This is a genomic window from Candidatus Hodarchaeum mangrovi, from assembly GCF_975850365.1.
This window is the reverse complement of the sequence record NZ_CDLCQJ010000066.1, coordinates 1-21,750: the sequence shown is the minus strand read 5'-3', so window position 1 is coordinate 21,750 and position 21,750 is coordinate 1. Positions and strand designations below refer to the sequence as shown.

The following is a 21,750-nucleotide window of genomic DNA, read 5'->3' as shown; positions in this document are numbered from 1 at the left end:
AACTCTAAATTTAGAAATGAAAATAAAATTTTTTCATAATCGATGTTCATTGATTTGTTGATAGATTTTTACAAAAGTTTATGTTATGTTCTCCTTTTTTATCAGTTAACTCAATGATCATGAAAGAGAGGTTTTTAATTATGCATATTAATGCTGTAGGTCGAAAAGTTCCTGGTATTCTTTTTGAGCGAGAATATAACCCTTATAAAGGAGCTTATGCAACTAATCCTATGGGATTCAAACAAGGAAGGAAATTTGCTTCTACAATTACCACTCCTATTAAGAAACGTATATTCGACGATCTAGAAGGTCTTATCCACGAAATTAAATTACAAGACGGAATGACAATAAGTTTTCATCATTGTCTTCGATATGGTGATCTTGTTATTAATCACATAATGGATACAATAGCAACAATGAGTCTTAAGAACCTTACATTAGCAGCTACGGCTTTATTTCCAAACCATGAACCTCTTATTGAACATATACATTCAGGTGTCATTGGTGCCATTAGTGGTTCGATGAATGGACCTATTGGTCAAGCTGTCTCAACAGGAGAAATAAATATTCCTACAAGTTTGAGGAGTCATGGAGGACGTGCACGAGCTGTTGAATATGGAGAATTACATTTAAATATTGCGTTCATTGCAGCCTCAGCGGTTGATGTTATTACAGGAAATATGAATGGGGTTCAAGGTCCCTCTGCATTTGGTGCAAATGGTTTTGCGAATGATACAGATTCTGTGTATGCGGATTGTGTCGTTCTAGTTACAGATAACCTTACTGAAGAACCTGTATATCCTGTAAGTATTCAAGGTTCAAATGTTGATTATATATTGACAATAGATAAAATAGGTGATCCTAAAAAAATTATAGCTGGTAGCTTAGCTCAAAATGTAACAGAATCTCACTTGAAGATTGCAGAACAAGTCATTGATATAGCGAAAGCTGCTGGTTATGTGAAAAATGGATTTAGTTTCCAAGCAGGGGCAGGCGGAGTAAGTTTGGCGACAACACAATTTTTACGAGAGATAATGGCAGAAGAAAAAATAGAGGGTAGTTTTGTTCATGGGGGGACTACAAAAGCGGCAGTTGATTTACTCGAAGATGATCTTTTCCGTTGTATCTACGATGGACAAAGTTTCGACTTGGATGCCATAAAATCGCTAAGAGATAATCCAAGACACATTGAAAGTAGTGCACATAATAGCTATAATATTTGGGCGCCTGGAGGCCCTTTGGCAAACCATGTTGATGTAGTAGCACTTGGAGCAACCGAAGTGGATGTTGATTTCAACGTGAATGTCAATACTCATTCTGATGGCCTTCTCCTTCATGGAATAGGAGGACATACAGATGCAGCAGCTGCACGTTTAACCATTATTACTGTTCCATTAGCTCGTAAAAGTCCAATTATTCTTGATAAGGTAACCACGATTTCCACACCTTCAGAATTAATAGATGTAATTGTAACTGATAATGGTATTGCTGTTAATCCCCGAAGAAAGGATTTGATCAAGCAATTAGAAAAAGCTGGAATACCTGTAAGGTCGATTAACGATTTACGTGATGAGGCTTATAGTCTTGCGTCTCCTATGGAACCAGAATTTACTGATAAAATCGTGACAGCTGTTGAATATCGTGATGGAACTCTTCTTGATGTTGTTTATCAGGTTAATACGTAATTTTTCGAAAATTTTTATTCAGGACATCTATGAGCTTCGCTTAATTTTATCAGAAAATAATTCTAAGGCAATCACAAATAACCTGGTCTGTAATATATAAAGAATTAAAGAAATGAATCCAAGCACAGCTGAAATTTTTCCAATCTCTGAAAATGAAAAGCCCATAGAAGACAAATTTGGTATTAAAAATGCCCCTTGGAGCACAAAAAGATAAAAAAGTACTCAGATTATTGACAAAAATTCACCAATACCTATTAATAGAAAACCATTATGTCTAGTTTGCTGATATGAAAATATTGCAACTAAAAGAATAAGCAACCCTAATCCTAATGAAACAAAAAGATGAATATTTGTTGTTATAAAATCTAATAATGGAACTATTTATTTCCACCAGTATAATTATAAAATCCTCATTTAATTATTTTCAGTTTTTAGAATATATACAAATTGCTACCTGTCTTTAAAGCATGATTACTATTGAAAATTTGTATAATCTACCATTTTTTTACTTAAAATACTTCTATCACTGTTTTAGCATTAGACCATCAAGCAAATTTCAAAATCCCCAAGCACCCTTACCTAATTGCCTTTTAATTTCTAAAATTTGGCCACAGTGGGTAAAACAATGGTTAAAATGAAGCACGAACACTTTCATAATATTTTTTCCTTGCCAATTCGGTGGAAACCCTTCTGTATTAGCGATCTGTTCAAACCACTCATTTTCTTTTAACAAAATAACTTTTGTAATAGTAACATTGAGAATCTTTAATTTCTCAAGTAGCTGATCAATTGTTTGATCTTTTGGTAAATCTCCTTCTGTATTAAAGCCAAAAACGGGAATAAGGTTAGAAAATGCAATCTGGTTTCCACAAACACGATGATTAATTGTAAAATCATGATTCACTAAAATGTGACCAATTGTCCATCCAATACTTGGTGCTGAATTCTCAGGTCTCCAAGAAAAATCTTCAACTGATAAATCTTTTATGATAAAACGGATTTGGTTTTCTAATGCATAGTTGAAAGTTTTAATTACATCTTTGACCTGCATTGCTATCCTTGATTAGAGCATATTGGTATGTTTATAGAATTATTGTTGAGGATAATTCTTCACTTGCCAATAATAATATATTCCAAAACATCCAAAAATTATACCCAAAATAAGATAGAAGAAGAAAAGATAATATGCACTCTGGTTTTCCACTTCATATTTGATTAAAACTAGTAAAATTATTAAAGGTAACATACATGCTAGCCAAATCACAAATAATAATGTTGATACAATAAATTTTGATCTTAACTGATAATAACTCATAAAAGATCCATCTGTGCCATCCACTCTAGAGTTCGTTTTATACTTTCTTCTGCGGAAATTCGAGGAGAATATCCTAATTCGTTGCGGATCTTGGAATCATCAAATAAACGATCTTTACCAAATTTAATAATGCGGTAACGGTTTAAAGTAGACTTTTTCTTAGTTATTTTACTGAGAATCTCACTAAGATATCCAATAGAATATGCAAGTTTATACGGATATTCTTTAGGGGAACTTTTAATATTTAAGGATGTAACAATCTGATCATAAAGTTCTTTTACCGAAATTTCAAATGATTTTAGGTTATAGATTTGACCATTAGCCACATCGGGATTTTTTATAATAAGAATAATAGCATGTGCAAGATCTTCAACATTAACCCAAGTTTGTAAGGCTCTTCCTTTGCGAATAAGTGGAAATTTATTATTTTGGATTGCATTAACGATTTTTGTCATTTGAGTAGTATCCCGAGGTCCCATGACATTAGGAGGACGAAGAATGGTGGCCCTGATCTTTTTTGCAAGTAATGCTTGCTTAATATATTTTTCAGCAGCAACTTTACTTTTATGATAATTACCTTGAGGACCATACCGCATTTCTTCAGATATATAGACTCCTTCAATCCTGGGGTAAACACCAGAGGAAGAAATATGAATCAAATGGTTCCCACTTTGAGATTTTATCATTACTTCAATAATATTAGATGTCCCCTCAGCATTAACCTTCATTAATTCAGAGAGAGGAGCCCAGTCGTCAGCTATGGCAGCTGCGTGTATGATGAATTGCGGATTAAAATCGTTTAGAATTTTAAATAAATTATCAAGATTGGTTATGTCTCCTTCATAGATTGTCATCCCCTTTGAAATTAAATCCTTAACTTTCTCTTTTCTCCTAACTAACAACCCAATGTCTGCTGGAGTGTACTCTTTTTCTAAACACTCAATAATATGACTCCCAATGAACCCTGTTCCTCCAGTTACAAAGACTTTCAAATATTTCATCCCAGTCGAAAGTTTTAGAAAAAGGCATTTAATACTCTTTTTGACCTTATCTTAAATATTATATTAAAAACAGTGATAATCTTGACTAATATTTTGAAGAGATCTTCAGTAAAAAAGGTCGTCCTTTCTCTCTCTCCTTTTATTCTTCTTTTATTCTCAATACATGTATTAAATATAATTAATTCCATTTATATCAACCCTCTTGATCAAATGTGGGATACTAGACAGTTTATTTTAGGAATTTTTATGTTCTCAGGACTTTTGATATTCCCACGACTTGCTCAACTTGAAATTGCTTGGATAAATAATAAACCTAAAGTCTACATTAATTTTACTCATCACCCTCTGGAGATCCGAGCATTTCATGAATTAAAAGTAAAGAATATGAGCTTCTGTGTAGGTTGTTTGGGAAGTTTTATTGGTCTCTTACTTAGTGAATTTATTTTCCTATTTTATTTTATTAGCATTAACTCTTTTCTATTCCAAAATACTAGAGAATTTTTTATTATTGGATTATTATTAATAGTTATATCCTACAGTCGATATCTTGTAAAATTGCCAAACTTAATTCGATTAATCCAGCATGCGAGTCTTTTTTTAGGAATAGCGTTTTTAGTAATAACGATAGATGTTTATTTTACTTCTACAATGTTTATGTTACTAATGTTACCTTCATGGATTTTATTTCTAATAACACGAGTCTATCTTGGGAAAAATGCTCATAAAGAGGCATTTCATTTACACTAATTCTGATATTTATAGATAAAATTACGAAATTAACTATAGTTAATGATATTTGCTACTAAATAATTATAGCTATTCAAGCAAAATTGCTCTGAATGTGATATATGATGACAAATGAAGAAAAAAAACGTGTTTTTGTACGACCAGACACAGATTTTGAATGTGGTTGCTCCGATGACGGTAATGCTGTTTATACATTCAAGTTTGAGATTCCTGGTGCAAAAAAAGAAAAAATTGACCTTAAAGTTATAAAAGATGGTATTCGTTTGATTGCTCCACGTAGTGATGCTGTAGACTATTATAGTGAAGTCTCATTTTGTTGTGAAGCGTTCATCGACGAGGTTTCTGCCAATTATGATAGTGGAATGTTGACTGTAGAAGTTCCTATGGATTGTCCTGATCCTTTCGCAGAAGCAAAGCAAATAGCAGTCAGTTAAGACAATTTACATTTAATTATCTTTTTTTCTTTTTTATAGCTCATTTTTTCTAGCTGAGTTGAGTAACCGCTTTAGCTTTACGGCCTACCAAAAAATTCCCAAATAAAACAAGGAATAATGCTACACAAAAAGAAACAATTGGAGCGAAGAAGATAAAGTTATTGCTCGGATGGATTATTATAACTAGTATAGTAGCGAACATTGCTGGAATAACTAAATATGTACCAGTTCTTAATAACCAAAATCCATTTGAATAGAAAGATTTGTTTAAATAGGGGACATTACGTCTTGGTAATCCCCCCATACTTGCAGAATCGGCAATAACTTTCTTTAATTGATCCCTTGAGGGCTCTTGGGGAAAATGAACTAATACGCGTTTGTATCTTTTACGAAAAATGCCAAAACTTAAAAGATCAAATAAAGCAAACAATATTGCTAAACCAAGATTTGCTAATCCGATAAAGATAGGAATTAAAAAAGGCAGTAACCAAATAATTATTACAATAATAGCAATTATTAGAAGAAAGATGGCAATTGCTCCTAAAGAATCGCTATTGCTTCCTTCACAATCAGTAGATGTACTAGAACAATCTGTTCCTGAACAATCGCAACCAGGACTACTTGAACTTCGTCCGCGATATTTTCTACCTACTCTTCCTTGACTAATTGGATGAGAAGCTGCAGTTCCAGCTGGACGATGCGTTGGAGTCCTACCACATTGAACATCACCACAAAAATAATAACCTCGCCAACATGATTCTTCTATTAAATAATAACTCTCTCCGTCTCCAAACTCCTGAATTTCCTCTTTAGGACAAATTGTGTCCCTTCGTGAAAGAGGAAGAATCTCTGCATTACTTAAACCATTATTATCACAAATAGTCCGTAATTCAACTCCTGAAATGCCATTAAATTCAATTTCCATCCAAGTTTCCTCTCCAAGCAGACAGCCTATAAGTTACTAATTTTTTTCCTTATTAACTTTCCTAACACGATACGAATAAAAGATTATTATTGATAGCAAAATTGTTCTTTTAAACGTCTTAATGCAGTTAAATCTCCTAGCAATAATATTTTTGCACCACTCTCGACTTTATCATCATAATCTGGATGAGCTATATTATTAATAGCAAGAATAGTTATTTCATATTCAGCTTCAAGAGATTCAATTGTTACAGGTGTAAAATTTGCATTTAGGGTCAATTCCAATAGATGAAAATCTCTCCCTGTTTTCTTTGATTGAAAAGTTTGAATAATTCCATCTTCAAATGACCGAGCAACAAATGTTCTGGCAGTGATAGCAGAAGTACTTATTGCAGCATCTATTCCAAAGATAGCTGTCACTTTTTGGGCAAAGACTTGGTCAAAAACTCTGATGACAGTCCGTAGCTTTGGATTCAGCTCTTTTGCTTTGATTGCAATCCTAAAATTTTCCAAATCATCATTAGTTACAACAATCAATGCTCTAGCTTTCGTAATACCAGCACCTTGTAGAGTTTTCTTCCGAGATGCATCACCAAATATTATTGCAACTTCCCTATTTTCTAATAATTGCTCTACAAATTCGGTGTGCTTTTCTGACTCCAAGGTTACTATAGTTGTTGAAATGTTTTGGGAAATGAGCTCCTCTAAAATTCGAGTGCCTACATTCCCTAAACCTACCAAAATTGTATGATTATTCATTGTTTTTGCCATCCATTTATTCCATTCAGTCATTCGGTTTCGAAATGTAAATGCAACAACACTAAACTCAATAATACCAATTCCAACTATTATCAACCCCAGAAAAGGATATAGTACATAAATAAGTTTTAAAATGATTGATCCTTCATATGGGAATGAATAGATGTCCATTGCAAACATTAAAGCTATTGTAGCAAGCGAAGAATCAATAATATTTCCATTAAACTGTAGATCGTATTCAGAAGAATAATAATACTGAAAAATAATTGTTCCAATTAAAATTGATAGTAGTAGATATAATAAAACGAACTTTAGCCTACTAAAAACTATAACAAATGATCGGAGGAATATCTTCATATTTATATTTCTCCAGAAAATACGTTTCCATTCATCTAAGGATTTGAATACAAGGCTTTTGGCTTCGATGCAATACTTTAATTGAATAGTAAATTCTATTTTTTGTTCTTCATTTTTGAATTTTTATCCAATTTTGTTTTTAATTCTTTTTTAATCCTATTAGCATCTTTATATTTCATAATAGCCTCTTTTTTCTTTCCGATGGCTTTTACTTCAAGTTTATTAGCCTCTTTCATCTTCTCTTTAGCTTCTTTAACTTTTTTTTGTGCTTTCTCCTTTAATTTATCACTCAATGTAATTAAACCTCCAAAATTCATTATTCATTTTTCTAATATTAACATATAAAAGAATTAGTACAAATAAACGATTTTAAATTTCAATCTTTCACAAATCATGAAATCTATGGTATTTTCTCTACATTCTTTTAATTTAGTTATTGGTGCTTGCAATGCAATTAACTGTTGAAATTCCTATCTGGTTACGCATTTATAATATAGCAGTTGGCTTAGTTTTTCTTTTTCTTTCTATTTTTGTCATTACAAATATTGAACTAGCCATTAGTTCCTTAATCCTTATCCTCTCCATTATCGTGATTTTTGCAGGATTAAGTCGAAGTATTAATGGACTATTTGATCAGCATCTTACTAGACCAACACGTATCTTTAATATGTTAATCGGAGGATTTGGGATAGTCTTAGGAGTTTGTATCTTATTGTTCCAAGTCCTAGGAGAACAGTTTTTAATATTCCTTTTAGCTCTTAGCCTTTTAACACAAGGATTAGCTAGGATTCTAGTTAGTTTAACTGATTTTCTCATTCCTAGATGGTTTAGATTTATATTGATCCTATTTGGAGGAGTCTCAATTTTTATTTCGATCTTAGTGATATTATTCCCAGAATTAGGAATCGTAACCTTGATTTTTCTCCTTGCAATAGGCTTTATAAGCTCTGGAATTGGACGGATGATTACTGGATTTTCTTGTTATGTGGTAAGGCAAACATAATCGAAAGAATATAGATGAGAAAGAACCAGAAAGATCATAAATTTTTTCTAAAAAATCATTAGACAAGCATTAGGATAGAAAATTACATTAATTAACTAAGAGGTGATATCTATGAGAGTAAACAAAAAAAATCTATTTATTGGGGCAATTATTCTATTAATATTGGCAATATTTGGAGTCATTCATAATTCAAAACTAGATATCCAATTTTTTGGATGGGATCCTAATTTAGCAGAGTTTACTGAAATTATTTCTGCTTATAATGGATTATATGATGTTATTACACAATTTTTACTTTGGATTTTAATTGGGATCTTTTTATTCACAATCTGGGGTCTAATAATTTCTCAATTAGAGCCTAAAATGACTAAAACGGTTATTAACACATTAAGAGTTTTAGGAAGAATGCTAATAATTCCTTTAACAATAATTGGCTTTCTAAATAACTTCCCAGCTTTCGAGGGAACCCTATTAAGTGTTTCAGCTATTTTAGGAGCTGCTATTGGGTTCGCATCCACCACAACTGTTGGAAATTTTCTTGCAGGTCTCTATATCATGGGAACTCGTCCGTTTTTAATAGGAGATTATATTATTCTCCCTGATTCAAAAGGAGTTGAGGGTCGAGTTAAGGAAATTACAATAAATTATACAAAGATTACATTACCTACAGGAAACACAATCTTAGTCTCCAATGCGAGGTTTTTAGGCCAATCTATTATAAATACAAGAACGACTGAAGATCAATTTTTATTTCGTAAGGATTTTAAGAGACGTTTTGTATATCCTTTAATGTGGGGAGCTAACTCTGATGATCAACATATTTGGTCAGTAAGAGCAATTGAAAAAACTGCTGAAGAGTTTAATAATAAATTAACAGAGCCAGTTACATGGTTTGTTTATTCACGTAATCGTTTAGATACAACATTTCAAATAAATCTGGTCTCTGATAGTGCAACAAAACTTTTAAATATTACAGGTGACTTTTTGACCTCATTATCAGCCAATTATCATATAATCAAACGACAAGAAAATCTCTAAAGCCAGTTTTTTCTCCAAAAAAATGTTATCATAACAATCGCAATTATTAACATGAAGAATAGTGCCATTGGGTAGCCTAATGGCCAACTCAATTCGGGCATTGAAGCAAAATTCATTCCATAAATTCCTGATATTACTGTCATCGGGATCACAATTGTTGATATTATGGTTAAGACCTTCATAACCTCATTCATCTTATTACTTAAACTGGATAGGTAAATATCAAGCATTCCTGAAACTATATCACGTAAAGTTTCGACTGTATCAATCACCTGTATTGTATGATCGTATACATCACGTAAATATTTTTGGGTATTAGTAGTAATCATTTTTGAGCCACTTCGCTCTAAAAGACTAATTAGCTCTCTTAAAGGCCAGACAGCTTTTCTTAAAAATATAATATTTGTTTTTAACATATGAATTGCTTGTAAGGTTCTAATTGTAGGATCAGTAACAACTTCTTCTTCTAACAATTCAATATGATCACTTAATTTTTCTAGAATAGTAAAATAATGATCTATTATTACATCTAATAGAGCATAAAACAGATGATCAGCTCCATAACTCCGAATTTTTCCTTTCTTACTTTTTATACGATCTCTCACAGGATCGAAGACATCTTCTGGTTGTTCCTGGAATGATATTACATAATTTGAGCCTAAGATCAAACTAACCTGTTCAATCACAATTGATTGTCTTTCATCATCAAAGTCTAGCATTTTCAAAACAGAGTAAATGTGGTTATCATAATCATCCATTTTCGGCCTTTGATCTGTATTCAATACATCCTCTAGAAGTAAAGGGTGTAAATCAAAATTTTTTGCGACTTCTTCCAGAATTGAAACATCATGTAACCCTGTGATGTTTATCCATGAAATGGTTTTCTTTTCTTTAATTGGAAAACATTCTGTTGCTGATTGAAATTCAGCTTCATTATAAAATTCCTCATTATATTCGATAAGAAATATTCTAACTTTCTCAATTTTTTTGCGGCCTATAAAGATTGGTGTTCCGGGAGGAAGCCCAATTTTTCTTTCTCTTTTCTTGGTTATTTTTGGTCTTCCTCCAGCTCTTCCTATCGTTTTTTTAATGATTTCTGTCACTATTATCACCTAAAAAATTTTGAAATTCTTTTTATAATTAACAGATTTGTTACAGTATAGCTTAAAACTCTATATAGTTTGTTCTCCATCTATAGTAAGTAACATATTCTCAATAAAATTTATGGGATAACTAGCTATATAAAAAAGTCATGATTATTTTTATTAATCAATTCAAGGAAGGTCTAATAAATGGGTAAACGGTTGCGCGTTGCTTATTTACAAAGATGTGTAGGCTGTTATCAATGTGTTTTTGCATGTGCAAGAACAAATGAAAGAGTATTAAGCGTTGATAGATCTTCGATTCGAATACGAACCATAGGTGGTTATGAAGGATCTTTTGCTGTTATAGTATGCCGTGGATGCACGGATCCTCCTTGTGTTCCTGTATGTCCTGTTCCAAATGCAATAAAGGCTCGTCCTAAAGAATCAGGAGGAGTATTAGTTGATCGAGAAATTTGTGACATAAATAAATGTAAGGGAGAGTGTGTTGACGCATGTCCTATACCAGGTGCGATTCATATTGATAGAGATCTCGGAAAAGCTATCGTTTGCCGGCAATGTAGCATTTGTACTCAATTCTGTCCGACAGGAGTCTTAATTATGGAGGAACCAAGACTAGGTTTTTGAGGGATAAAAAAATGACAGATTTAGATATTTTAGAGATTGATTTGACCACTGCAGAAATTAAACGTTATTCAAATCCTGAATTATTTGAAAAGTGGATTGGAGGAGTCGGAGTTGGTATAAATCTTTTAAATAGAGTCGTCCCTGCTAACACTGATCCGCTTGGTCCAGATAATGCGCTGATCTTTAGTATTGGCTTATTATCAACGTTCTATCCAATCATCTCAAAAACTGCAGTTGTATTTCGAAGCCCTCTGACAGGAGATTTAGGAGAATCATATGCAGGAGGAAGATTATCTCTAGCAATGCGTTTCGCAGGTTTAGGTGCTATTATAATCAAGGGACAGTCGGAGAAATCATGTTATATTACAATTACTGGAGACGATGTTCAAATAAATAAATCAGGTCCCCTTGCTTATATGTATACAACAACAATTGGACAAATTCTTAGAGAGAAAATTCCTGTTGGATCTGGTCGTCGTTCTTCGATTCGAATTGGTCCTGCAAGTGAGAATGGTGTTTTATATGGAAATATTATAGTAGATTCCTTCCGCCATTTTGGTAGATTAGGAGTAGGTTCTGTTATGGGCGCAAAAGGGTTAAAAGCACTTGTTATTACCGGAGATAAAGATATTTTACTAGATAAATCCCCTATCAATAGAAGAGAATATCTTAGAACCTATAAAAACATATGGAACGAAGCTGTTAACAGTTCTACTATGCGTAAATACCACGTTTTAGGAACACCAGAAAATATTTTACCTTTAAATGCAATAAATGGGCTCCCTACTAGAAACTTTCAAAAAGGAAAATTTGAGTTGGCTCAAGAAATCTCAGGGGAAAAATTTGTTGAAGAATATTTAGGGAGACGTGTATCATGTAATACCTGTCCTGTTGGTTGTATCCATATAGCAATACTCAGAGAACGTTACGGTACAGATTCGCCCGCTGATATCCATTCTATTACAGTTCCTTATGATTTTGAACTTCTTTATGCTCTTGGTTCAAATCTAGAGATTGGTAATGGAATTGATGTTTTAAAATTAATAGAACAAGCTGAACGTCTTGGTTTCGACGCTATTACCATTGGAAATGTTTTAGGTTGGTTAGCAGAGGCATACGAAAAAGGAGTGATCACTTCTGAAGATACAAAAGGCCATAGTATTCGATTTGGTAATGTTCAAGACTTTCTAACAATAATTAACTTGATTGCATTCCGTAACAAGGAAGAGAAGGATCTTTTTTGGTATGCTGGAGAAGGAATACATTCTCTAGTCGCAAAGTATGGTGGAAAAGACTTTTCTGTCTTAATTAATTCAAATCCTCCTGCAGGATATAGTACAGGACCATTAACAGTGTTAGGACATCTTATTGGAGGGAGACATTCTCATTTAGATAACGCAGGATATGCATTGGATCAAAAAATATTTCGTACAAAACTTACTCCTCAAGAAATTGTCAAAGAGCTGATGATAGAAGAAGAGTGGAGGAATGTATTAAACTCATTAGTTCTTTGTTTATTTGCTAGAAATCTTTATCCCGCTTCGACTATTCTTGAGTGTTTTTCCAATCTTGGGATTGAAAAATCACATGATGACCTATTAACAATTGGAAAAGAAATCCAAATTGCTAGAATTCAAACTAAATTAAAGTTTGGAATACAATATCGTTCTATTTTTGAAAATTTGTCAGCTAGGTTTTTCCAGATGCCAACAGCTCACGGGGTTATACCAGAAAATGTTTTTTATGAAACTTATTTCCCGATATTCCAAAATTTAATGGCTTCTCGTTATTCAATCAATATTTAATCCTAATAATGAAGAAAATCGGAAAAAATTAATATTATTTATAATATTAATATAAACGTAATTGGATTTGAGTACTCAAAATACTAAACTGATAAAGAATATTGATTTATATTAATGAATAAATGAGTTTAGACAGATAGTTGGCCATTATATAGAATAAAGGTTTTTTTTAACATTCTATGACTCATAAACTAATAATTAGGACAAATTTTAATAAATCATTTTGTATTAGCTTAAAAGGATTAACCAGATAGCTTATTAATGAAAATCTTAAACGCTTATTTAATTATCACAAAGCTATTTTTCACCATTTTAAAGAGAAGAAATTGAATGTTGATGATTATTTTACAAACATCAGACTCCTTAATAAATGATTCACTAATTTTTTTTATAATTTTCATATTTGGCACTTTAATTACCCTTATTTCAGGTAAAATAATTAAAAGAGTTATTAATTTTAGTTTAAGAAAGCATCATGAGATTAAAAACCTTTTAAAGATTTTTACTAGCTTATTACAAATAACAGTAATCTTAAGCCTTTTATTTATTTTCTTTTTTTTTTGTAGGAGTAAATTTTGAATTCTTAATCGGGTCTGCTGCCATATTTGCAACAGCAATTGGTGTAGCTTCTACCAATGTAGCATATAATGTAGTAGCTGGTCTTTACATCATTTTGACACGACCTTTTGTGGTAGGAGATATGATACGTACTCAAGGTATTGAGGGAATCGTGGAAGAAATTGGATTAAACTATACAGAAATTGTACAAATCGATAAAACTAAAGTAAGAATTCCTAATGCAAATCTAATTAATACCTCTCTACTCAATTATTCTACAGAAATAAAGTCCAAACAGGTTACAACATCAAAAGGATCTCGATCTCCCTCTTTATGGTGGAATGAAGAGACTCAAGAGTGTACCAGATATAGAACCATGATTGAATTGAAACTAGACATTCAAGATCCTCCTATTACCATGGAATTTGCTAAAAAACAATTAGATATCGTTTGTGATGAATTTACAGTTCCTTTTGGATTTCGTCCTCATTATTATTTTACTAAATATGAATTTAGACTAGAAACAAATCTTGTTATTACTGCGATTGACGCATATACAATTTACAATGCTCTCCCATTCTTCCTGGAATCTATTATTAATCATGTTTATCAATCATTGCGAGAGGAGGGTCAAGAATGAACATATTAGAGACTTTGGAACTTAGATTAATAATGTTGATCCTTGGAATTTTTGTATTAGTTCTTCTTCAAAAAGTTGTAATAATTTTCTTAAAATTCCGATTAAGAACAAAGAAAAAGAGCTCTAAAGAAATAATCAACACTTTTAAAATTAGCATACGAATTTTTACATTTTTTGCAATAATATACTTGGTATTTTTTACTTTAAGGTTATCTATTGAATCTATATTTGGTTTTTCTGCGATCATTGGTGCCATAATTTCCTTTAGTTCTGTTCAATGGATCAGTAACTTTATTGCGGGTCTTTATATCTTATTAATTCGACCAATTGCTGTAAGCGATTTTATTAAAATTAGTGATGAGATTAAAGGAGAGATCGTGGAAATTGCATTAAATTATACAAAGATTAGAACCTCAAATAATATATTCCACTTAGTTCCCAATAGAATGTTTCTTCGTTCAAATATTATTAATTATAATGCCTATTTAGGACCTATTGGATCTAGAAAAAAAGATAATTACTCCCAGTTTGATGAATTTCGGTTGTTAGCTAGAAGATTAATTGAAAATAAAGTTGTTAGATATACATTCCTTTGGGGAGCACCAATAGCAGATTTAAATCAAACCAATAAAAGAATTTTAAAGATTTGTGAAATTTATGCTGGAATTTTTGGCTTTAAACCAGAGTTCTTTCTTACTTGTCTTGGATTTCGAATGCAATATACAATTATTGTTACAACACACAGTCCTACAATTTTACTTGAGAATATCCAAGATTTCCGTAATGATCTTATTACAGAGTTTTATTAATCATCCAAGAAATTTAAGACTATTGAGAAAATATTTGCATAACTATTCGTTTTATAAAAGAGATTCATGTCTTAAAAGTGAAAGATATTACTCATTATTGTGATTAAATGAATTTTTATCTTTATTCCATGTCATAAATAAATGGTGGGTTTATTCCTAACATACGGAGATAAGTACATAATTGGCCTCTATGATGAACGGTTTCTTCTAAATTGCATAATAATGATTCATAACTACCAAATTTTAAACCACCCCAACAGTGGTATGTAACAATTTTTTCCATATCCTTATCTGTTAATTTAGGTAAATTGTCTTTTACATATGCTTTTACCTTTTCACCATATTTTACAATTTCAGAAGCAGTACTTACCTTTTCAGGGTCAAATGGAATAATAGAGAAATCGTCATCAGAGAATTCTCCTTTCAAAGTACCTGTAAAATGAGCTAATGTCCCCATATACACATGTATACCTAATTCCCCTGCACTCTTGGCATCATCAACTGGTTTCCAGTTAAGTTTGTCATCAGGGATAAGCATGATAGCTTTGTCAAGAGTTCTCATAGCATGATTTAGAGTATAATCTAATTGTTGTTTAGCAGATTCTAATCTAGACATCTAATATCCTCCTTTCGTTAATACAGATATGCTTCCTTGTCCCACAATTAAAAGAATCTCATTTGGTATTATCGTAAACAAAATACCTGTTTTAACTTGAAGTTAAAGCGATTGAAAATATATGTCAAATCCTCTATTTAAGGTATTCTATCATTTCATTCTAACATACCAAGTAATTCTCCGCTATCTGAGACTTTTATTGATGCCCCTCAACTCCCCGAGAAATTTTTACGAAGCTATTGTGGAAATTTAATTCTGATTTCTGATAAATAATTCAGATAATCGGTTAAACATGCTCTTAATTCCCAAATAAAATCGTAGAAAATATAATTTCTAGATCTAATATTGAGAAAAATCTATTTAAATTATCACTTTGACAATTAGTTAAGTATAGGAATATAATCTGAATATGAAATTCTGGGGAAAAAGGACCTATAAATGAATCAAAATGGTTTAGAAAACCTATATGTAACTGGAAACTATTCACTGCTTATTGAAGAAATCGCCAAGTCTACGTACAATCGCCCATTATCAAAATTAACAGATATGGAAAAAGCTATCTATCTTTTCTATCACAGTAGAACATTGATTCGACTTGGAGACGTCAGTGAAGCTGAAAGTCTTATATCCAAGTTCTCAAAGATTGATTTCAAAGTCTCAATTTCATCGAGTTTTATAAATCAAATATCAAGCATTAATTTATTTATAACTCAGACGAGACTTGACGAGGCTATTAGGGAAGGAATTAATACAATAACATTATTAAAACAAAACGAAATAAGAGTATCAGTAGATCCTAAAATCCTGTCATTTTGGGAACCTTTTCTTTATTATTTCATAGGGATTGCTTATTTTTATAAATTTAAAAATGATTTAGCATGGAATTATTTCCAAAAAAGCTTGGAATATAACCAATTAAATCTTCTAATTAAAGCTAAATCCTTGTATTATATGGCATTTTTAAAATTGGAAAAAGGTGATACTTCAAACTTCTTTAATCTTCTAGACGAATGTATGGAAGTATATAATTCAATTGATGCTAAACAAGGTATAGCTTGGGTAAAAGCATGGCAGGGCCAATTTTTTTTGCAAAGAGGAGATTTTAAAAAGGCTAAAAAGAACTTTTCTCAAGCATTAGAGTTATTTAAATTAATTAATGATTTCCAAGGTCTAAATTTAGTTAATTCCCTTATAGGTTTGATGTTCTATCAAGAAGGAAAATTAAAAAAATCAGAGATTATGCTAGAAAAGTCTTTTGGTTCATCTATTAAAGTAGGAAATCCAATGATACTCTCTTATTGTGTTATTCCTCTGATTCTATTATATATCGATTCTGAGAACCGTTCTAAGGCGCAACAGTGTCTTGATGAATTGAAAGAAGTTTGTAAGGACTCAACAAGTGATCGAGTAAAAGTACATAATCTTATTACTGAAGCTATATTTCTGAAATCTAGTTCACGGTTTAGTGATAAGGCTCAAGCTCAGAAGATACTTCTTGAACTATTAAATGAAGATGGACAAATCCAAAAACATGGTTCTTATGTTTGGCTTACCTCAGACAAAAGCTTTTCCTATCTTGTAATAATCCATCTTGCGGAACTTTATCTAGAAGAATTTAAACTATCAGAAGACAATCAGATAATGTTGGAAGTTCGAAATTTAATTGATAACCATATCCAAAAATTGAATGACCAAATATTCTCCCCTGAACTAGTTGAGCTTTCCTTATTAAAAGCCAAATTATTTCTTATTGAAGGGGAGATTAAAGAAGCTTTATTTATTCTTGAAAAAGCCAAAAAGGTAGCAGAAACTAATAACTTTTATCGTATGGAAAAAAAGATAGGTTCTGAAATTAAATGGATCCATAGAGAATTTATGAAATGGGATGCTGCTGGGATTTCAGTAAAAGATAGAATTAAACAAGTTCAAATAGAGGAATATCTTAAAGAAGTCCAAAAAATGATACATTAAATCATCTGAGATGAAGTACTATTCTTATCATCAAATCATTATCACGAAAAATATTTAAGGATAGATGATAAATCATTAAGATTAGGATAATTATCCTTTGAGGATGTGAGATTTTATGACCAGTTTAAAAGATGAAATTGAAAAAATATGGAAAGAATATGCTTCTTCAGTCAAGAAAGGAGATTTAGATCGTTGGATTAAATTATGGATTGATGATGGGATACAGATGCCACCAAATGCTCCTCTTAACATTGGAAAAGAGAAAATTTCTGCTTTTTTCAAAAGTATGAAGGAGATTTCACCTTCAGACATGGTAATCAATAGTGAGGAAGTTAGGGAAGCTGGTGATTGGGGTTTTTCACGAGGAAATTACTGGCTTGAGACAGCTCCCAAAGAAGGGGAAATAACGAAACTAGAAGGAAAATTCTTAACAATTTTTGAAAAACAGGATGATGGCTCGTGGAAGATTGCCAGAGACATCTTCAATTTTAACGCATGATACTATTTGTTATTTGTTATGCTAGAGCTATGGTTGAACTTTCTGCTCTAATAGTTTGTTCTATCTTTATTACTAGGATTTCTTCCCCCATAAATTCTTAGTTTCTAAAGTCAAATCTATAACATAATTTAGCAATCTAGTAATTAAAGAAAAGAAAAAATACTCTTAGATACTGCTAAGAGTTGAAATCTTATGGATTAGGTATATAATAGTTTACCAAGAGAATACTAAGTATCAAAAAACATGATGAATATTATATCATAATAACAAATATTATTTTTCGCAAGTTATAAGAATATCTATTCACATCATAAAATCCTGGTGGAATCAGTGTCTAATGATAGTGAAAAACATAAGAAATTTCCAATTCGGGTTGACCTCGATGAAGAAGATGCTAGAAAGTTTAAAAGCGTCCAGAAAGAATTTAAGTTAAAGAATAAAGCCGAAGTTCTTCGTTTTTGTGTTAATAAGGTCTATCATGGGACAACCTTAGAAATCGACAAGGATTTATTTAATGAAATCCATACAATAATTTCTAGTCGTCATATTAAAATAAGATACGCTATTGCTAGTGTTGATGATTTTATTAAGAGAGCAATAAGTGAATTTTTATCAACATTAAAGAAAGAATGGAGTTTGAAGAATTGGAGTATGCGAGAAACACTCTCACAAGAAGAAAACGATACAGCTGTTGCACTACTCGAATTACAGTTACAAAAGATACCAGGGGTAACAATAGAGGATTTGGTTACCTACCTCAAGAAAGATCCATTAATTATCCGAGAACATCTTGAGAAATTTATGAGAGAAGCACTACTTGATTTCAGAGAGGCACAAGGCAAAATTTATTATTATGCTCACTAAATATGAGGAGGTGTGTTTGAACAATGGAGAAAATACTTGTTCATAGTTTTAAGGGAGGAACAGGTAAAACAACAGTAGCTGTAAATATTGCGAATATATTATCAAATGAAAATAAAGTTTTGCTTATTGAAAATGATTTTATGATGCCTTCTTTTTTTGATATTTTTAAACGGGAACCTAATGCCTATTTCAATGATTATCTAAATGGAAAAGCGAACTTTGGTGATGTAATTGAACATGAAGTCAAACCAAACTTAGACATTGTATTAACAAATAAGAAATTTGATCCAAATGAAAAAGTTATGAGTTCAGATCAAGAATGGTTTCTTTCTATTCTTAAAAATATGATAGAAGACTTCAAAAGCCTTGAAAAAGATTATAATTTTATTATCTTCGATACACCCCCAGGATGGCATTTAATTGTTGTTAATCTTATTGCTTTGTCAAATAAAGCGATTCTATTACTTCGTCCGAATTCTTATGAAGTAAATGGTACAAAAATAATGCTTGAGATTCTTTATAAAAGAGCAAAGCCTATAAGTAGCTGGAATGTTTATGCCTTATTCAATCAAGTTCCAGAAGTGGAAATGAAAGAAGATCTAGATAATTGGGTTGGAGAATTAGAGAAAGAAGGGATTAAATTTATTGGTCAGATTTCTTGTTCGTGTAATATAGCATATGAAATGGCTCATAATTCAAAGATATTTCCTTTGAAACATGAATTTAATCAAGCACTTCAAAGAGCTTTGAATAAATTAGTAGCAGTAAATTAACTTTCAATTCCCTAACCATAACTAGGAAATTCTTTTATGTGTTATTATTAGCAGACCACAAATTATTATTAGGAGTGTTAATCCGAAAAAAGTCCCAGAATTTGAGTCAAAATAATGAGTTATATTATTTGAATAAATCATTTTAACAATAAATATATCTAAGTCATATTTTGTTTTCGACGATGTATCTATGGTTCCTAGCAGAACCAGTTCATCCTTTTTATTAGAATTTATTAATATCCGATTTCCTAGCTCATCTTGTGATCCTCCGTAGATAAAATTTGATTCAATTTCTCCTGTTATTATATCTAACATTATTAAAGCGATTTCCCCGCCATTTATAGATGTAATATTTATGTTTGCTAATACAACGAGGGAATTTTCATCAAAAATTAAAATATCATTTCCAATATCTAATTTATCTGTTCCCCAAGTAGTAAACCATTCAACCTTTTTAGTAATTTTATTTATCTTCAAAACAAATGTATCTTCATCTTCTAAAATTTTACTCTGAATACTACCAACTAAGAAGATAGCATCAGCAGAATCTTGTATTATTTTTACTCCTTTTGTGGATGTATATGTGCCTCCTGATATATTCCAAACAATTTGTCCTGTATAGGGATCTATTTTATATAGAATCCAATAATTATCATTGTTATCTGCAAATTGTGTTCCTAAAACGTATAAATATCCATCAGTACCATAGAGTAGACTATTTCCCTCTTGATTTCCCACTCCTCCATAAAAATTAACCCAAATGGTCTCATTTTTACTTTCTAATTTCTGAGGATCAAGTTTAATAATCACAATATCACTTGTGTCAGTATAATTTTGTTGTGTTCCTAAAAAATAGATCATTCTATCATTTCCAAGTATCATTTCACTGCCATATTCGGGTTCTTTTGTACCCCAATTCCAAAAGTCAATCCATTTTCTATTTTGAATGTCGTAAGTAACTAGTAATAAGTTGTAATCCGATGAAGTCTTTCCACTAATTTGAATTGTTCCTCCAAGATAAAGGATATCCTTTTCATCCTTTTGAATACTATTAACCCATGTATATTCTTCTCCGTTCATCGTTTCAAAAGTATTTCCAGCTATTAGACCTCCACTCGAAGCATTTACTTCAAATAAGCCTATCTGAGTCGTTTGACCATAAATTGTGCCAACTACATAGATCTTTTCCTCTACCCAAAGAAGATCAGCTCCCTCTTCCCAGTTTTCTGCACCTATTAAATTCATCCAAGATATCATAAAACCTTTATTGGAATCTGTTTGCCATTTTAAATTAAACTCTGATTCAATAGATGCATGAACGAAGTTTGAATAGCTGCATACGATTGCTAATGAAATTAAAACTTGTAATAAAATGATTCTACTAAAAATTTGAAAAGTTTTCACAAGAGTGATATTTGAATTCTTCATTTAACTTTATTATCTTAAACTTATATAGAAATTTATAGATTATAAATTCGAAATCTAAATGGTTTATCTGTATGCAGTTATTAAATGAAATAATAACCATAATCTTGCTAGGGACAATTATTCCAATTAATCCTACAATAAGAAACAGTGTTTGTTGTCCTTTCGAAGTAGGGGATAAACTTTCATATTCAATAGACGGAAAATGGGAGGGAAAGAATAATTCAATTGATTTTGGAAAAAACACTGGAACACAATCTTTTATTGTAATCGATAAAAATTCATCCCATATTTCAATCTTCGAAACAAAATTTGAGGAAATTATTGGTTTAATAAATGCTACTCCTTTTAATCCTATTATAAACGTTTATTCATTTTGGGTATATGACATCAAAACACGAATGGCGACTATAGGATCAATTTTCTCTTTTCTGTGGATCAGTTCATGTGAAAAAAGAATTGCATTAAATACAAATGTTAATATTATGAGCGAAACCTTTCAGATAGTTAATTCATCGCAATTCCTTTGGATGAATCAAACGAGAGATATATGGATAGCTCAATATAGCAAAGTAAGAAATGTATCAAGTTTTTTACTCAATGAAGCATACTATACAAATATTTTCGAGTTTCATTATGACAAACAAAGTGGAATTATGTTGTTCTACAATCTTGCCTATAATTCATATGATGAGAATGATAACTTATTAGAATGGTCATATTATTCATTATCATTACTTAATATGACAATCGATATAAATAAATATGTTAACAAGAATGAATTCAATCCTTACTTC

General features: G+C 31.3%; 23 protein-coding genes. 14 read left to right on the top strand and 9 right to left on the bottom strand.

All coding sequences use genetic code 11. The features are described 5' to 3' along the window. Positions 1-140: 140 nt before the first annotated feature. Entirely contained in the window at positions 141-1,685 is a 1,545-nt protein-coding gene (citF, locus tag ACWVCY_RS06610) for a citrate lyase subunit alpha (protein WP_455141346.1), read from the top strand. A 556-nt stretch (positions 1,686-2,241) separates the two neighbouring features. Here the strand turns inward: citF and ACWVCY_RS06605 are convergent. From ACWVCY_RS06605 to ACWVCY_RS06595, 3 genes are read right to left on the bottom strand one after another with little or no spacing between them, the layout of a single operon-like run. Next, entirely contained in the window at positions 2,242-2,736 is a 495-nt protein-coding gene (locus tag ACWVCY_RS06605; protein WP_455141344.1) for a DinB family protein, read from the bottom strand. Between the two features lie 39 nt (positions 2,737-2,775). Continuing rightward, positions 2,776-3,000 (bottom strand): hypothetical protein, encoded by a 225-nt coding sequence (locus ACWVCY_RS06600; RefSeq protein ID WP_455141342.1) that lies wholly within the window; start codon positions 2,998-3,000, stop codon positions 2,776-2,778. Continuing rightward, a complete protein-coding gene (locus ACWVCY_RS06595) occupies positions 2,997-3,992 on the bottom strand; it encodes an NAD-dependent epimerase/dehydratase family protein (RefSeq protein ID WP_455141340.1) in 996 nt (331 codons plus the stop codon). Before ACWVCY_RS06595 ends, ACWVCY_RS06600 begins: the two co-directional genes overlap by 4 nt. Positions 3,993-4,082: 90 nt before the next feature. Here ACWVCY_RS06595 and ACWVCY_RS06590 point away from each other — a divergent pair, with 90 nt between their 5' ends. Next, positions 4,083-4,748, top strand: coding sequence for a hypothetical protein (locus ACWVCY_RS06590; RefSeq protein ID WP_455141338.1), 666 nt, complete (start codon positions 4,083-4,085; stop codon positions 4,746-4,748). Between the two features lie 104 nt (positions 4,749-4,852). Beyond that, positions 4,853-5,182: an Hsp20/alpha crystallin family protein gene (locus tag ACWVCY_RS06585; RefSeq protein ID WP_455141337.1), complete on the top strand. Its 330-nt coding sequence runs from the start codon at positions 4,853-4,855 to the stop codon at positions 5,180-5,182. A 49-nt stretch (positions 5,183-5,231) separates the two neighbouring features. Here ACWVCY_RS06585 and ACWVCY_RS06580 read toward each other — a convergent pair whose 3' ends face one another. The 3 genes from ACWVCY_RS06580 to ACWVCY_RS06570 all read right to left on the bottom strand — a co-directional run bounded on the left by ACWVCY_RS06580 (position 5,232) and on the right by ACWVCY_RS06570 (position 7,515). Next, positions 5,232-6,107 (bottom strand): hypothetical protein, encoded by an 876-nt coding sequence (locus ACWVCY_RS06580; protein WP_455141335.1) that lies wholly within the window; start codon positions 6,105-6,107, stop codon positions 5,232-5,234. An 86-nt stretch (positions 6,108-6,193) separates the two neighbouring features. Beyond that, entirely contained in the window at positions 6,194-7,222 is a 1,029-nt protein-coding gene (locus ACWVCY_RS06575) for a potassium channel family protein (protein ID WP_455141333.1), read from the bottom strand. A gap of 95 nt (positions 7,223-7,317) precedes the next feature. Continuing rightward, positions 7,318-7,515: a hypothetical protein gene (locus ACWVCY_RS06570; RefSeq protein WP_455141331.1), complete on the bottom strand. Its 198-nt coding sequence runs from the start codon at positions 7,513-7,515 to the stop codon at positions 7,318-7,320. A gap of 155 nt (positions 7,516-7,670) precedes the next feature. Between ACWVCY_RS06570 and ACWVCY_RS06565 the strand changes: the two genes are divergently transcribed. Then, positions 7,671-8,225 carry a DUF308 domain-containing protein gene (locus ACWVCY_RS06565; protein ID WP_455141330.1) on the top strand — a complete coding sequence of 185 codons (555 nt, stop codon included), beginning with the start codon at positions 7,671-7,673 and terminating at the stop codon, positions 8,223-8,225. A 111-nt stretch (positions 8,226-8,336) separates the two neighbouring features. Next, entirely contained in the window at positions 8,337-9,263 is a 927-nt protein-coding gene (locus tag ACWVCY_RS06560; protein WP_455141328.1) for a mechanosensitive ion channel family protein, read from the top strand. Here ACWVCY_RS06560 and corA read toward each other — a convergent pair. Further along, positions 9,260-10,366, bottom strand: coding sequence for a magnesium/cobalt transporter CorA (gene corA / locus ACWVCY_RS06555; protein WP_455141327.1), 1,107 nt, complete (start codon positions 10,364-10,366; stop codon positions 9,260-9,262). The two genes, ACWVCY_RS06560 and corA, sit on opposite strands and share 4 nt — an antisense overlap. Before the next feature lie 189 nt (positions 10,367-10,555). On the opposite strand from corA, the gene ACWVCY_RS06550 reads away from it, so the two are divergent. The 4 genes from ACWVCY_RS06550 (at position 10,556) to ACWVCY_RS06535 (ending at position 14,805) form a co-directional block, all read left to right on the top strand. Then, positions 10,556-10,993: a 4Fe-4S dicluster domain-containing protein gene (locus ACWVCY_RS06550; protein WP_455141325.1), complete on the top strand. Its 438-nt coding sequence runs from the start codon at positions 10,556-10,558 to the stop codon at positions 10,991-10,993. 11 nt (positions 10,994-11,004) lie between these two features. Further along, positions 11,005-12,798, top strand: a complete 1,794-nt coding sequence (locus tag ACWVCY_RS06545) for an aldehyde ferredoxin oxidoreductase N-terminal domain-containing protein (RefSeq protein WP_455141323.1) — start codon at positions 11,005-11,007, stop codon at positions 12,796-12,798. Positions 12,799-13,384: 586 nt separating this feature from the next. Continuing rightward, on the top strand, positions 13,385-13,996 hold the full coding sequence (locus tag ACWVCY_RS06540) for a mechanosensitive ion channel family protein (protein WP_455141384.1): 612 nt from the start codon (positions 13,385-13,387) through the stop codon (positions 13,994-13,996). Next, positions 13,993-14,805: a mechanosensitive ion channel domain-containing protein gene (locus ACWVCY_RS06535; protein WP_455141322.1), complete on the top strand. Its 813-nt coding sequence runs from the start codon at positions 13,993-13,995 to the stop codon at positions 14,803-14,805. The genes ACWVCY_RS06540 and ACWVCY_RS06535 overlap by 4 nt, the downstream gene beginning before the upstream one ends. Positions 14,806-14,926: 121 nt before the next feature. Here the strand turns inward: ACWVCY_RS06535 and ACWVCY_RS06530 are convergent, their stop codons facing one another. Continuing rightward, positions 14,927-15,421: a DinB family protein gene (locus ACWVCY_RS06530; protein WP_455141320.1), complete on the bottom strand. Its 495-nt coding sequence runs from the start codon at positions 15,419-15,421 to the stop codon at positions 14,927-14,929. Between the two features lie 438 nt (positions 15,422-15,859). Between ACWVCY_RS06530 and ACWVCY_RS06525 the strand changes: the two genes are divergently transcribed. From ACWVCY_RS06525 to ACWVCY_RS06510, 4 genes are all read left to right on the top strand, one after another. Then, positions 15,860-17,392, top strand: a complete 1,533-nt coding sequence (locus ACWVCY_RS06525) for a hypothetical protein (RefSeq protein WP_455141319.1) — start codon at positions 15,860-15,862, stop codon at positions 17,390-17,392. A 115-nt stretch (positions 17,393-17,507) separates the two neighbouring features. After that, a complete protein-coding gene (locus ACWVCY_RS06520) occupies positions 17,508-17,891 on the top strand; it encodes a YybH family protein (RefSeq protein WP_455141318.1) in 384 nt (127 codons plus the stop codon). Positions 17,892-18,221: 330 nt separating this feature from the next. Continuing rightward, complete coding sequence (locus ACWVCY_RS06515; protein WP_455141316.1) at positions 18,222-18,755, top strand: hypothetical protein; 534 nt, start codon at positions 18,222-18,224, stop codon at positions 18,753-18,755. 23 nt (positions 18,756-18,778) lie between these two features. Further along, positions 18,779-19,528: a ParA family protein gene (locus ACWVCY_RS06510; protein ID WP_455141314.1), complete on the top strand. Its 750-nt coding sequence runs from the start codon at positions 18,779-18,781 to the stop codon at positions 19,526-19,528. A 21-nt stretch (positions 19,529-19,549) separates the two neighbouring features. Here ACWVCY_RS06510 and ACWVCY_RS06505 read toward each other — a convergent pair whose 3' ends face one another. Beyond that, positions 19,550-20,956, bottom strand: coding sequence for a hypothetical protein (locus tag ACWVCY_RS06505; RefSeq protein ID WP_455141312.1), 1,407 nt, complete (start codon positions 20,954-20,956; stop codon positions 19,550-19,552). 71 nt (positions 20,957-21,027) lie between these two features. On the opposite strand from ACWVCY_RS06505, the gene ACWVCY_RS06500 reads away from it, so the two are divergent. Continuing rightward, positions 21,028-21,750 (top strand): hypothetical protein (locus tag ACWVCY_RS06500; RefSeq protein ID WP_455141310.1); only part of this gene is annotated, 723 nt, incomplete at its 3' end.